Raw genomic sequence first — 13,211 nt, 5'->3', positions numbered from 1 at the left:
ACCATGAAGCGCTGGATCCCGGACCTGCGCAGGCTCGGCCTGTGGCTGACCTGCGCGGCGATGCTGACCGCCGGCGCGGCCGAGGCGCAGACCGGCCGCGAGATCATGCAGACCCAGAAGGACCGGCACGACACCGCCTCCGAGGTCTCGCTCAGCACGATGACGCTGATCAACGCCAAGGGCCGCCGGCAGGAGCGCCGGATGGTCACCCTGCGCATCCGCAACGCCGACGGGCAGTCGCGCTCGCTGGTCAAGTACCTGGCCCCCAACGACATCGCCAACGTCGGCCTGCTGACCTGGGAGCAGCCGGGCGACGTCGAGGACGACCAGTGGCTCTACCTGCCCGCCTCGGGCGACGTGAAGCGCATCGTGGGCGGCAGCAAGAAGAACGCCTTCATGGGCTCCGACATCGCCTACGAGGACATGCGCGCCGAGGACCTGGACGTCCACGACTACGCCCTGACCGGGGAGGAGACGCTCGACGGCAAGCCGGTCTTCGTCGTCGAGGCCCGCCCCGCCACCGCCACGGAGAAGGAGGAGAGCGGCTACGGCCGGCGCGTCCACTACATCCTCAAGGACCTCTACGTCACGGTGCGCACCGACTACTACGACCACCGCGACCGGCTGCTGAAGCGCGCGGTCTACACCGACCTCGAGAACGTGGGCGGCGACGTCTGGCGCGCCAACGCCTCGCGGATCGAGACGGTCCGCTCCGGCACCGCCACCGAGACCCTGAACGAGCAGCGGGAGATCGACGCGGACATCCCCGAAGAGACCTTCGCCACCCAGAACATCAAGCGGCGGTCCCGCTACCGCTGAGCGGGACCCGTCCCGGCGAGGAGAGACGATGCTGAAGCTCGTGCAGGGGATCGGCGACTGGATCGTGCGCCGTCCGTTCGGCTCGATGGCGATCCTGCTGGCCATCATGATCGGCTTCGGCGTCTGGCTGCCGCAGGTCCGGGTGGACACCTCGGCCAACGGCCTGATCGTGCAGGACGCCCCCGAGACGCTGAAATACAAGGCGATCAAGGAGACGTTCGGCGACGACGTCGCCTTCACCATCGTCTTCCGCGCCCCGGACGTGTTCACGCCCGAGATCCTCGCCGCCGTGGACGACGCCGCCTACGAGATCGAGGGGCTCGACGGGGTCAGCAAGGTCGTCAGCCTCGCCAGCGTCTCGAACCTGCGCGGCAGCGGCGGAACGCTCGACACCGACCAGCTGATGCGCACCCCGCCCGAAACCGAGGAGGAGGCCGCGGCCCTGCGGGAGGACGCGCTCGACAACCTCCTGCTGCGGGGCGAGGTGGTGAACGCCGACGGCACCGCCACCGCCATCCAGGCCTTCATCGAGAGCCGCCCCTGGGACGGCGCCTTCGAGAAGCGCCTGTCGCAGGAGATCGAGGCGGTGCTGGAGGCCCAGCGCGCGCGCCTGGGCGAGACGGCGACGATCTACCTCTCCGGCGCGCCGATGCTGAAGGTCGCGATCCTCGAGAACATCGCCGCCGACGGGCGGACGCTGGGGCCGCTCGCGCTCGTCGCGGTCGCGGCGGTGCTGATCCTGTTCTTCCGCGCGGGCGTCGCGGTGCTGCTGCCGGCCCTGACCGGCATCCTCAGCATCGTGGCGACGCTGGGCTTCATGTCCCTGCTGGGTTTCGCCATCAACCCGGTCAGCGTCATCATCCCCACGCTGCTGTTCATCATCGGCTCGACCGAGGACATCCACCTGGTCGCCGAATACGCCTCCGGCCTGCGCCAGGGACGGACGCGCCCCGAGGCGGTGCGCGCGATGATGCGCCACTCCAGCCTCGCCATCGTGCTGACCTCGGTGACGACGCTGTTCGGCTTCCTCACCCTCGCCCCGCACCAGATCCCGATGATCGCCCAGTTCGGCGTCGGGGCCTCCTTCGGGATCGCGATCAACTTCATCCTCACGGTTCTGGTCACGCCCCACCTGCTGCGGGCGATGCCGGCGCCGCGCGCCTTTCAGCGCCCCGAAATCCGCATGATGGGCCGGGTCGAGCGGTTGCTGACCCACCTCGCCCTGCGCCGCCGCAACTGGGTGCTGGCGGCGGCCGCGGTCGTCTCGCTCGGCGCCGGCTGGTCGGCGACGCGGGTGGTGGTGGACAACGACTTCCTCGCCTTCTTCCGCGAGAGCGCCCCGATCCGCGAGCGTCTCGCCGCCCAGGGTCGGGACCTGTCGGGCACCACGCTGATGGTGGTCGAGGTCGACACCGGCCGGGAGGGCGGGCTGAAGGACCCGCGCACGCTGGCGAGCATCGCCCGCCTGACCGACTTCCTGCGCGAGCGGCACGGCGACGTCATCGGCTTCGACCTGTTCATGCGCAAGACGCACCAGGAGATGAACGGCGGCGACCCGGCCTTCTTCGCCGTGCCCGACTCCGGCGACCTGATCGCCCAGTACACCCTGCTGATGGCGCCCCGCACGCTGGAGCGCTTCGCGGACTTCGACATGTCCCGCGCCGCGATCCTCGTGCGCTCCCACCTCAAGGGCAGCGCGGCGATGACCCGCGAGACGCCCGCGATCATGGACTTCGTCTCGCGCGAGATGTCGAAGGACCTGACCGTCACCGTCTCGGGCGAGGCGGTGCTGATCGCGGCCTCCTCCGACCAGATGAGCCGGGAGATCGTCACCAACCTGATCTACGTCTTCGGCGCGGTCTTCGTGGTGATCTCTCTGCTGTTCGCCTCGGCCCGCGCGGGGCTGATGGCGATGGTGCCCAACCTGCTGCCGATCCTGATCAACTTCGGCGCGATGGGGCTGCTCGACATCCCGCTGGGCACCGCGACCTTCCCCGTGGCGGTGATCGCGCTGGGCATCGCCGTCGACGACACCATCCACTTCATGTCCCGCTATTCGCAGGAGCTGCGCACCAGCGCTGACAACGAGGAGGCGATCCGGCGCTCGATCGAGCAGGAGTTCCAGCCGGTGATGGCCTCGAGCATGGCGCTCTGCGCCGGCTTCCTGGTCCTCGGCTTCGCGGAGTTCGCCTCGATCGAGCAGTTCGGCCTGCTGGCGGCGATCGTGATGCTCGCGGCCTTCGTGACCGACGTCACGCTGACGCCCGCGCTGCTGGTGATGACGCCGATCGTCACCGTCTGGGACCTGATCCGCGTCCGCCTGTCCGAGGACTTCGCCGAGCGCAGCGCCCTGTTCCGCGGCCTGCGGGGCGGCGAGATCAAGCGCGTCGCCCTGCTGGGCCGCACCCGCGTCTACGCGCCGGGCGAGATGATCCTCGAACAGGACACCCCCGGCCGCGACATGCACCTGATCCTGGAAGGCTCGGTCGAGGTCCTGTCCGGGCGGCCCGGGGAGGGCGACCTCAAGCGCCTGGCCGAGGTCTCGTCCGGCTCGATCTTCGGGGAGATGGCGTTCCTGACCGGCGACCTGCGCACCGCCAGCGTGCGGGCCGTCACCCCGGTCGAGACCCTGCAGATCAGCGCCGTGACGCTCGATAGGATCCGCAAGCGCCATCCCCGCATCGCCGGCAAGCTCTACTACAACATCTCGGTGATCCTGACCGAGCGGCTGCGCACCAGCAACGAGGCCCGGACCGCGACATGAGCCGTCGCGCGGAACGACTGGGCGAGGGGCAGGCCGCCCCCTGGTGGACGCTGACCATCGGCCTCACGCTGGGCCTCGGCGCCATCGCCCGCCTGCCCTGGCGGGGGATGCGCCGGCCCCGGCGGCGCATGGCGCTGCGCGGGCCGCTGATGCTGGTCTTCGGCGCGGCGGCCTCGCTGCTCGCCGCGACGCAGACGCTGGTCTTCGGGCGCGCGATCGCGCGGGCGCGGCCGGTGGCGCCGCCCATCGCCATCATCGGCCACCACCGCACCGGCAGCACCCACCTGCACCAGCTGATGGCGCTGCACCCCGAGCTGTGCGCGCCCACCTCGCTGGAGTGCATGGGCGCCGCCCACATGCTCGTCACCCACGGGTTCCTGTCGCGGGTGATGGGGCCCTTCGCGCCGAAGCGCCGCCCCTCCGACGCGATGGCCTTCGGCATGCACCTGCCGCAGGAGGAGGAGTTCGCGCTGCTCAACCTCGGCGCGCCCACCGTCTACCGCCGGATCCTGCTGCCGAGCGCCGGCCTGACGGCGGCCGGCGCCGAGGGCCCGGCGCTGGAGGCCGCGCACGAACGCTTCGTGCGCATGCTCTCGCTGCGCCATCGCAAGCGCCTGGTGCTGAAGTCGCCGCTCAACACCGGGCGCACCGCCTGGCTGCGGCGGCGCTATCCCGGCATCCGCTTCGTCCACCTGGTGCGCGAGCCGGCGGCGATCCTGCGCTCCAGCCTGCACCTGTGGCACACGCTGGAGCTCGACCACGGCCTCGAACGCGCGCCGGCCGTCTCGCCCGAGCGGACGCGTTTCGTCGAGGAGACGTTCGACTGGATGTACGAGGCCTTCTGGCGCGACGAGCCGGAGATCCCCGCGCACGACCTGATCACCGTGCGCTACGAGGATCTCGCCGCCCGTCCCCGGGAGGTGCTGGACGAGATCGCGGCCCGCCTCGGCCTGGGCCCCTGGGGCGCCGAGCTCGACGCCTACCTCGCCTCGGTCGAGGACTACCGGACCAACCGCTTCCCCCCCGGCGCCCTGCCCCAGGCGCGACCCGCCCTACTGGAGCGCTACGCCGAACGCTACGGCTACGCCGCCCCGCCCGTCACCCCAACGCCGTCCCGAGCCGCTCGGCCGGCGCGGCCGCAGGCGCCGGGCGCGGGGCCAGCCAGCGATCCTCGTAGGTCGGATCGGCCTCGATGACCCGGATCTTCTCCCGCAGCCGGTCGGCCACGTAGCCCGAGAACGGGCCGAGGTGGGCGTAGATCGCCGCCATGTTCATCGCGTGCCGCAGCGCCCGGGGATTGGTCAGCGCCGTGTGCAGGAACAGCCTCCAGACCGCGCCGCGCATCTCCGGCCGCCGGCGGGTGATCGACCACATCAGCCGCCGCGTGCGCCGCAGCTCATGCGCGATGGTCGCCCGCCCGAAGTCCCCGCAGGGGCCCGAGGCGTCGATCTGCGCGATCGCCCGGCGCACCCGCTCGAAATAGCGGTCCGGCGCATAGAGGTGCTCGACCACCTCGATGAAGTCCCGGATGATCTCCACCCGCGGGCGCTTGGTCAGGAAGTTCAGCCCCGCGGTGCACTGGTCGATGCCCACCGAGTCCGGCTCGACCGTGTCCACCGCGTCGGCCAGCCGCTTCTCCGCCACCAGCCGGCGCGAGAGCTGCGTGTTGGGCAGCGCGTAGAGCAGGCCCACCATCGCCACGGCGATCGAGCATTCCTCGATCAGCTCGATCTGGGCGCGCGCCACGTCCGGCCCCTCGTCGTCGAAGCCGATGATGAAGCCCGCGATCACCATCACACCGGCCGCGTTGATCTTGCGCACGCTCTCGGCGATGTCGCGGCGGGTGTTCTGCTTCTTCTGCATCGCGATCAGGACGTCGGGGTCCGGGCTCTCGATCCCCACGAACACCGCGAAGAAGCCCGCGTCGCGCAGCAGCGCCAGGAACTTCGGATCGTCGGCGAGGTTCAGCGACCCCTCGGTCGAGAAGTAGAACGGGTGGCCGTGGCGACGCTGCCAGTCGATCAGGTGCGGCAGGAAGGCCATCACCGCCTTCTTGTTCCCGATCAGGTTGTCGTCGACGAAATCGACATGCCCGCGCCAGCCCAGCGCGTGCAGCATGTCGAGCTCGGCCAGAACCTGCGCGGGCGTCTTGGTGCGCGGCTTGCGCCCGAACAGCTCGATGATGTCGCAGAACTCGCACAGGAACGGGCACCCGCGGGAGAACTGGACGCCCAGGTGCGTGTAGGCCGTCAGGTCCAGCAGGTCGTAGCGCGGCAGGGGCGAGGTCTCGACGTCGACCGTGTGCAGCGGCGCCCGGATCAGGCCCTGGCGCTCCCCCCGCTCCCACGCAGCGATGAACTCGGCCATGGCGCCCTCGGCCTCGCCGACGATGCGGAAGTCCGCGGTCGGGTAGAGCTCCGGCCGCGAGCTGACCTCCGGCCCGCCGAGGACCGAGACCTTGCCCGCCGCGCGCACCGTCTCCAGCATCTCGAGGATGCCCTGCATCTGGGAGATCATGCCGCCCACGAAGACCAGGTCGGCCCATTCGAGATCGGCGGGATCGAGCGTGCGGACGTTGCAGTCCACCAGCCGAACATCCCAGCGCTCGGGCAGCATGGCCGCGACGGTGATCAGCCCCAGCGGCGGCGCCGGATAGCGCGCGCCCACCAGCTCGCAGGCGGACGTGTAGTTCCAGAACGAGGTTTCGGCGAAGCGCGGGTGGACCAGCAGAACGTTCGGCTCATCGTACGGCATGTCGCGCTTCCAGCCCCCCTCGCGGATCCCCTGGGGGAACGATGCCAGCCGGCCGGCCATATGTCGAACGGTTCCGGCGCCTTGGCGCATGGCGGCGCGACGACGGTCCCGCCGCCGCGCCGCCAGGGCCCGCCACGGCCGCGTCCTGACCGGCGCATGAACGGGGCGCCCCCCGGCCGCCTCCCGGTCTGCGGACGCGCCGCGCGGCGGCGTTTTCTTTCGCGCGCGAGCGCCCGCGCCGCGCCCCGACGGTTGCACCGCGAAACGCCCGGACGCGCGCGCGGCAAGCGTCTGCGGCGCCTCCGAAGTTCCGCGACGGCCGCCGCCGCGGCGGCGCCCCGGCGCCCGCGCCCACCGCGCCCTCGGCGCGAAACGCGGCTTCCCAAGGGTAAATTTCTGGTTGCCGCGAGCGTCGTCCTGGGCGTTCAATCCTCCCCGCGTCATGGGGGGCGTGTGGGAATGCGGGGGGGCGGGCGTGATGCGCAGCCCGAACGACGCAAGAGGCTTGCGCCGGCGCCGGATCGGCGACGCGGCGCGCCGCCGATCCCCTGCTCCGATCGTTTCCCGCCCCGCCGCCCGTTCCCGCCTGCGCTCGCCGACGGCGATCGGGGCCGGCCTGACCGGCGGCGCGGACCGCCGGCCTCACGCCCTTCGCGGGCTTTCTTCTTAGCGACCGTCGACGGCGGGCCTCGCCGTCCATTTCCCTTCCGAACGGATCCAGAGTCATGGCCAACATCATTCAGACCAGCACGAACGCGACGGTCGACGTCGTCGGCGCGGACAATCTCTACATCGGCGAGGACGTCGACGTCGTCGTCTCCAGCTTCGCGATCCGCGGCGCCTCCGTCTCCGGCACCATCGAAACGGCGGTCGACGGCGAGGTCGTCTCCGTGGCGAACAACGCCATATATTTCAATGGAGTAGAGGCCGCTGGCCGGTGGCATTTCACGTTCGGAGAGGAGGCCGTGGTCCGCAGCGTCGGCACCAGGGTGGCGAGCGCGATCTATCTCGACGGCAACTCCCTGACCACCGCCGACAACGAGCTGCGGTTCATGAACGCAGGCGAGATCACGGGCCTGAACGGCCTGCATGTCGAGGACATCTTCCTCGCCGAGATCGACAACGAAGGCTCGATCATCGGCGGCCAGAGCCACGGCGTGGAGATCTTCGGCTCCGGCGACGCCTCGGTGACCAACAGCGGCGCGATCACGGGCGGAAACTACGGCCTCAACGTCGGCGCCTCGTTCCTGCGCCTGACCAACACGGGCGAGATCCTGGGCCACGGCACGGCGGGCATCCGCGCCACCAGCTCCGACGCCGAGATCCGGAACATGGGCGTGATCGGCGGCGACGTCCACTCGCTGCTGATCACCAGCGGGATGCTGACGCTGTTCAACGACGGCCGGCTGCTGGGCGACGTGGGCACGGCCGACGAAGACGACGTGGTCGAGAACAGCGGCCTGATCGCCGGCGGCGTCGATCTGAACGGCGGCCTCAACGTGCTGGCGAACTCGGGCGAGATCCAGGGCGCCGTCTCCACCGGCGTCGGCGCCGACGTGGTCGAGAACACGGGCCTGATCACGGGCCAGGTCAGGCTGTTCGGCGGCGCGAACCGGATCGTCAACGCGGGCGAGGTCCTGGGCGACGTCGACGCGGACGACCAGTCGGACGACCTGCTCAACACCGGCCTGATCGTCGGCGACGTGAACCTCGACGACGGCGCCAACGAGGTGGTCAATTCGGGCGAGATCGGCGGGCGCCTCTTCGCCGGCCTGTCGGGGGACGAGGTGATCAACTCCGGCGTCATCCGCGGCTACGTCGACCTCGACGAGGGCGACAACCGGCTGGTCAACTCCGGCGAACTGAGCGACGCCTACTACGGCGGCGCGAACGTCGACGTGGTGATCAACCGCGGCTCTATCGCCGGGGGCGTCGGCGCCGGCGGCGGCGACAACACGGTGCGCAACTCGGGCGAGATCGACGGCTCGGTCACCTCCGGCGCCGGCGTGGACCTGGTGGTCAACCGCGGCGACGTCGGCGGCTCGATCATCACGCAGGGCGACATCGACGTCGTGCGCAACCACGGCCTGGTCGAGGGCGGGATCCTCACCGGCGGCGACGCGGACAAGGTGGTGAACACCGGGCGCGTGGACGGCGGCGTCGACGCCGGAGACACCGCCGACACGGTGGTGAACCGCGGCGGCTCGATCGGGGGCGACGTCTCGCTGGGCCAGGGCAACGACGTCTACAAGGCCCGCCAGGGCGGCGAGGTCGAGGGCCGGGTCCAGGGCGGCGACAACAACGACACGCTGATCGGCGCCTCGGGCGACGAGACCTTCGAGGGCGGCGGCGGCCTCGACCTCCTGCGCGGCCGCGGGGGCGACGACGTCCTGCGGGGCGGCGCCGGCGAGGACGTGCTCGTGGGCGGCCTGGGCGACGACATGATGTCCGGCGGCATCAACGCCGACGTGTTCCGCATCGGCTCGTCCTCCGGCGACGACGACATCACCGACTGGACGGACGGGGAGGACCGCCTCGACCTCCGCGCCCTGAACATCGAGATCTCGACCTCGGTCGGGGACGTGAAGGCCGCGTCCCAGAACCGGGCGGGAGGGGTCGTGATCATCGACCTCGAAGAGCTGGGCGGCGACGGCAGCCTGACCATCGCCGGCTGGAACGTGAACCTGATGACGTCGGACGACTTCATCTTCTGAAACCGCAGACCCGGCGGACCTCTCCCGGGGGGGAGCGGAGCGGCCGCCGCACATTTCAAGTGGGGAGTTCCCGCGTGGCTTACATCAACCAGTCCTCGTCCTCGACCCAGCGCGTGCTGGCCGGGGGAGACGAGATCTACGTCGGCTACAACATCAAGCTGGTGGTCGAGGACACCGCCATCCTCGGCCCGGACGGCGAGAACAGCGTGCGGGTGGACGGCACGGTCGCGTCGCTTTCGACGCACGGCATCAGCCTGACGGCCACGAACGATTCCAACGAGGAAACGCGCGTGATGATCGGCGTCGGCGGGCGGGCGTCAGGCTCGCTCGACTCGTTCGCCAACTACGGCGTGCGGATGCAGGGCGGCGTGCAGATCCTCAACAACGCCGGCGACGTGATGGGGGGCAGCGGCGTCTACGGGTCGAACGCGACCTCCAGCACGGTGGTGAACTCCGGCTCGATCCGCGCGATCGACGATTTTGCGGCCGCGCTCGACATCCGCAACGTCGACGACATGACGATCGCCAACTCGGGACTGATCGAGGGCGGGAGATTCGCGGCCTACGTGAACGGCTCGTCGTTGCATCTCAACAACACCGGCGTGATGCGCTCGGCGGTCGGCGATACCGGCAAGGGCGTGGTGTCCATCGGCATCGGCGGCGCCCGGGCCGAGATCTGGAACGACGGCGAGATCTCCGGAGAGATGGGCCTGGAGCTGCTCACCTTCGCCGAGATCGCGCTGGTGAACTCCGGCGACCTGATCGGCGCCGGGGACGCGGCCCTGTCCGTCTCGAACGGCGGCGACGTGCGCGTGGACAACAGCGGGCTGATCGTCGGCTCGGAGGGGCTGGAGTTCCAGAGCGCCGACGCGGCCCATGTGCGCAACAGCGGCGAGATCGCGGGCCTGACGGGGGCTGCGGTGGACGCGGCCGTCCTCGCCGCCTCCGTCGCGCTGTCCCTGTGGAACAGCGGCGAGCTGCGCGGCGGCGGCGGCGTAGCGGTGAACGCGGGCGGCAGCGACGACGCGGTGCGCAACATCGGCGAGATCTTCGGCGACGTGGCGCTGGGCGACGGCGTCAACCTGCTGCGCAACTCCGGCGAGATCGAGGGCGGCGTCGTCACCGGCGCGAGCGCCGACCGCGTGGTCAACCGGGGCGGCGTCGGCGACGACGTCGAGACCGGCGGGACCGCGGACGTGGTGATCAACCGCGGCGTGGTGGGCGGCGACGTGAAGCTGGGCGCGGGCAACGACCTCTACAAGGCGCGCCAGGGCGGCGAGGTCGACGGGCGCGTGCAGGGCGGCGACGACAACGACCGGATCCTGGGCTCGAGCGAGGACGACTCCTTCGAGGGCGGCGGCGGCTTCGACGTCCTCAAGGGGCGCGGCGGCGACGACGACCTGCGCGGCGGCGCGGGCGAGGACACGCTCGACGGCGGCCAGGGCGACGACGAGATGAGCGGCGGCATCAACGCCGACCTGTTCCGCATCGGCCGCCATTCGGGCGACGACCGCATCACCGACTGGACCGACGGGGAGGACAGGCTCGACCTGCGCGCGCTGAACATCGAGATCTCGACCTCCGTCGGGGACGTGAAGGCGGCCTCTCAAAACCGGGCGGGCGGGGTCGTCATCATCGACCTCGACGCGCTGGGCGGGGACGGCAGCCTGGAAGTCGCGGGGTGGAATGTGAACCAGATGACATCGGACGACTTCATCTTCTGACAGGCTTCCGACCGACGCCGGCGCGTGGGGACGCGCCGAGACACGATCGGGGGGCGCGACGCCGCGGCCTTCGAATTTCCTTTTTGGGCCCTTCAGGAAAGCGAACCAGGCGCCATGACAGTCGCAACCGACACCTCGACCACCGTCACGCTGGTCGACAACGACGTGTATTACGTGCCCGAGGGGGTGCTGATCTCCTCGGTTTCGGGACAGGCCATCCAGACCGACGGCTCGGCGCCGGACGTCTTCCTCGCCATCGACGGCGCGGTGATCGCCGCGGGAAGCTCCGGCAACGCCGTGCGGCTGTCGTCGGACGTCGCGACCATCGATTACCACGTGGCGGTCGGCGAGACCGGCATGGTGCGCGCCGTCCGCGCCACGAGCAGCACCGGCCTCTACGCCTTCGAGACGGGGGCGCTGGACAACGGCAGCTTCGTGCTGACGAACGCCGGGGAGGTCAGCGGCTATCGCGGCGTGGGCGTCGAGGGCATCGAAGACGTCCAGATCGACAACTCCGGCCACATCTTCGGGTTCACCTCGCACGGCCTGGAGATGCTGAACGCCGACGTCGGCGTCCTCTACAACAGCGGCTCCGTTTCGGGAGACGTCAGCGGCCTCAGGTTCAACGGCGCCACCCTGCGCCTGGAGAACACGGGCGAGATCCATGGCCGGGCCGGCGCGGGCGTTCAGGTGTTCAGCGGCAACGCCTTCATCAACAACGCGGGCCGCATCGTCGCGAGCGCCCAGTCAAGCATCGAGGTGACGTCCGGCTGGATCGAACTGCTGAACACGGGCGAGATCATCGGCGACGTCGACCTGACCGTCTCCGGCGACGAGGTGCGCAACGACGGCGTGATCCGGGGCGACGTCGCCTTGGGCGGCGGGACGAACGACTACTACGGGACCGGCGACCTGTTCGGCGACCTCTACAGCGGAACCGGCACGGACGTCGTCCACAACCTGGGCTACATCCAGGGCGAGATCGACCTGAACAGCGGCGCGAACCTGTTGCTCAACGACGGCGTGATCGGCGAGGACGTCTACGGCGGCGGCGACGACGACGTGTTCGTCAACCGCGGCTCGATGAACGAGAACGTCGCGCTCTACGGCGGCGCCGACGCCTTCCGCAACCACGGCGACGTCCTCGACGACGTGACCACGGGCGAAGGGGCCGACACGGTGGTCAACCGCGGCCAGATCGGCGGCGCCCTTGCGACCGAGGGCGACGCCGACCTGGTGCGCAACTTCGGCGACGTCGCGGGCGGGCTCTCGACCGGCGGGGCGGGCGACAAGCTGGTCAACGACGGCGTGATCGGCGGCGACGTCGACATGGGCGACACCGCCGACACGGTGATCAACCGCGGCCTGGTCGAGGGCGACCTGCAGCTGGGCCAGGGCAACGACGTCTACAAGGCGAGGAAGGGCGGCGAGGTGGACGGCCGCGTGCAGGGCGGCGACAACAACGACCTGCTGGTCGGCGCCTCGGGCGACGACGTCTTCGAGGGAGGCGGCGGGCTCGACGCCCTGCGCGGCCGGGCCGGCGACGACGTTCTGCGCGGCGGCGCCGGGAACGACCTGCTCGTCGGCGGCCTGGGCGACGACGAGCTGACGGGGGGCATCAACAACGACGTGTTCCGCATCGGCTCGGTCTCGGGCGACGACCTGATCACCGACTGGGAGGACGGGATCGACAAGCTGGACCTGCGCGCCCTGAACATCAAGATCTCGACCTCGGTCGGCGACGTCAAGGCCGCCTCCCAGAACCGCGCCGGCGGCGTCGTCATCATCGACCTCGAGGAGCTGGGCGGCGACGGCAGCCTGGAGGTGGTCGGCTGGAACGTGAACCAGATGAGCTCGGACGACTTCATCTTCTGACGCGCCCCGCGCCGGCGGCCCCGCGCCGCCGACGCGACCTGACGGCCTCGGTGTGGAGTTGCGTGGAGCGCATTCGGGAATTCTGGACCTGGACCAACGGTCAACGCAAATGGCCCGCCATGAAGCGCGCCATTTGGACTTGCGTCAGCAATTCTGATTGCGGGGGCAGAATTTGCGCTTCGCGACACAGTCAGGATCCAACCAAGCGGCGCCTCGCCCAATCTGGTCGTTTGACGTCGCAAGGACAACAATCGCCGCGAAGCCCTGCAGGCATACAAGTGCTCCTGCACGATCTGCAAAAACTGCAGGCGTTGATCAAGTCGAGATGTCGGCATCCTCTGCATCGCCGCCAGGCTGCCCGTCGCGACCCAAGGAGTAGATATCGGAAGGACCCTCTCGACTTGGGTATCGGTAGCGATAGGGGCGCGACCATGGGTCGACTGAACCGCTCCGGGTCTGCCGGAGGCTCCCACTCCTGAGTAGGATGGAGCCCCATGAGCAAGACGACGAACAAGTTCTCCCCTGAGGTCCGCGATCGCGCGGTTCGCTTGGTGCTGGACA

General features: G+C 70.2%; 8 protein-coding genes. 6 read left to right on the top strand and 2 right to left on the bottom strand.

All coding sequences use genetic code 11. The features are described from left to right. The first annotated feature begins 3 nt into the window (after nucleotides 1–3). Genes P2H44_RS25200 through P2H44_RS25190 form a run of 3 tightly spaced genes read left to right on the top strand, consistent with a single transcriptional unit; the run spans nucleotide 4 to nucleotide 4,779 of the window. Nucleotides 4–819, top strand: a complete 816-nt coding sequence (locus P2H44_RS25200) for an outer membrane lipoprotein-sorting protein (RefSeq protein WP_275768239.1) — start codon at nucleotides 4–6, stop codon at nucleotides 817–819. 28 nt (nucleotides 820–847) lie between these two features. Continuing rightward, nucleotides 848–3,583, top strand: a complete 2,736-nt coding sequence (locus P2H44_RS25195; RefSeq protein ID WP_275768238.1) for an MMPL family transporter — start codon at nucleotides 848–850, stop codon at nucleotides 3,581–3,583. After that, the gene (locus P2H44_RS25190; RefSeq protein ID WP_275768237.1) at nucleotides 3,580–4,779 is read left to right on the top strand and encodes a sulfotransferase family protein; all 1,200 of its coding nucleotides are present in this window, start codon (nucleotides 3,580–3,582) and stop codon (nucleotides 4,777–4,779) included. The genes P2H44_RS25195 and P2H44_RS25190 overlap by 4 nt, the downstream gene beginning before the upstream one ends. On the opposite strand, the gene P2H44_RS25185 is transcribed toward P2H44_RS25190, so the two are convergent. Beyond that, nucleotides 4,682–6,337, bottom strand: coding sequence for a B12-binding domain-containing radical SAM protein (locus P2H44_RS25185; RefSeq protein WP_275768235.1), 1,656 nt, complete (start codon nucleotides 6,335–6,337; stop codon nucleotides 4,682–4,684). The two genes, P2H44_RS25190 and P2H44_RS25185, sit on opposite strands and share 98 nt — an antisense overlap. A 725-nt stretch (nucleotides 6,338–7,062) precedes the next feature. Between P2H44_RS25185 and P2H44_RS25180 the strand changes: the two genes are divergently transcribed. The 3 genes from P2H44_RS25180 to P2H44_RS25170 all read left to right on the top strand — a co-directional run bounded on the left by P2H44_RS25180 (nucleotide 7,063) and on the right by P2H44_RS25170 (nucleotide 12,650). Beyond that, a complete protein-coding gene (locus P2H44_RS25180; protein ID WP_275768234.1) occupies nucleotides 7,063–9,051 on the top strand; it encodes a calcium-binding protein in 1,989 nt (662 codons plus the stop codon). Between the two features lie 74 nt (nucleotides 9,052–9,125). After that, entirely contained in the window at nucleotides 9,126–10,775 is a 1,650-nt protein-coding gene (locus tag P2H44_RS25175; RefSeq protein WP_275768231.1) for a calcium-binding protein, read from the top strand. Between the two features lie 114 nt (nucleotides 10,776–10,889). Beyond that, on the top strand, nucleotides 10,890–12,650 hold the full coding sequence (locus P2H44_RS25170) for a calcium-binding protein (protein ID WP_275768230.1): 1,761 nt from the start codon (nucleotides 10,890–10,892) through the stop codon (nucleotides 12,648–12,650). Between the two features lie 315 nt (nucleotides 12,651–12,965). On the opposite strand, the gene P2H44_RS25585 is transcribed toward P2H44_RS25170, so the two are convergent. After that, nucleotides 12,966–13,136 carry a type II secretion system protein GspG gene (locus P2H44_RS25585; protein ID WP_462976330.1) on the bottom strand — a complete coding sequence of 57 codons (171 nt, stop codon included), beginning with the start codon at nucleotides 13,134–13,136 and terminating at the stop codon, nucleotides 12,966–12,968. Between the last annotated feature and the right edge of the window lie 75 nt (nucleotides 13,137–13,211).

Origin of the sequence: Albimonas marina, from assembly GCF_029223255.1 — a bacterium.
In the GTDB taxonomy this organism is placed as follows: Bacteria; Pseudomonadota; Alphaproteobacteria; order Rhodobacterales; family Rhodobacteraceae; genus Albimonas.
This window is presented reverse-complemented; position numbering and strand designations above follow the sequence as displayed.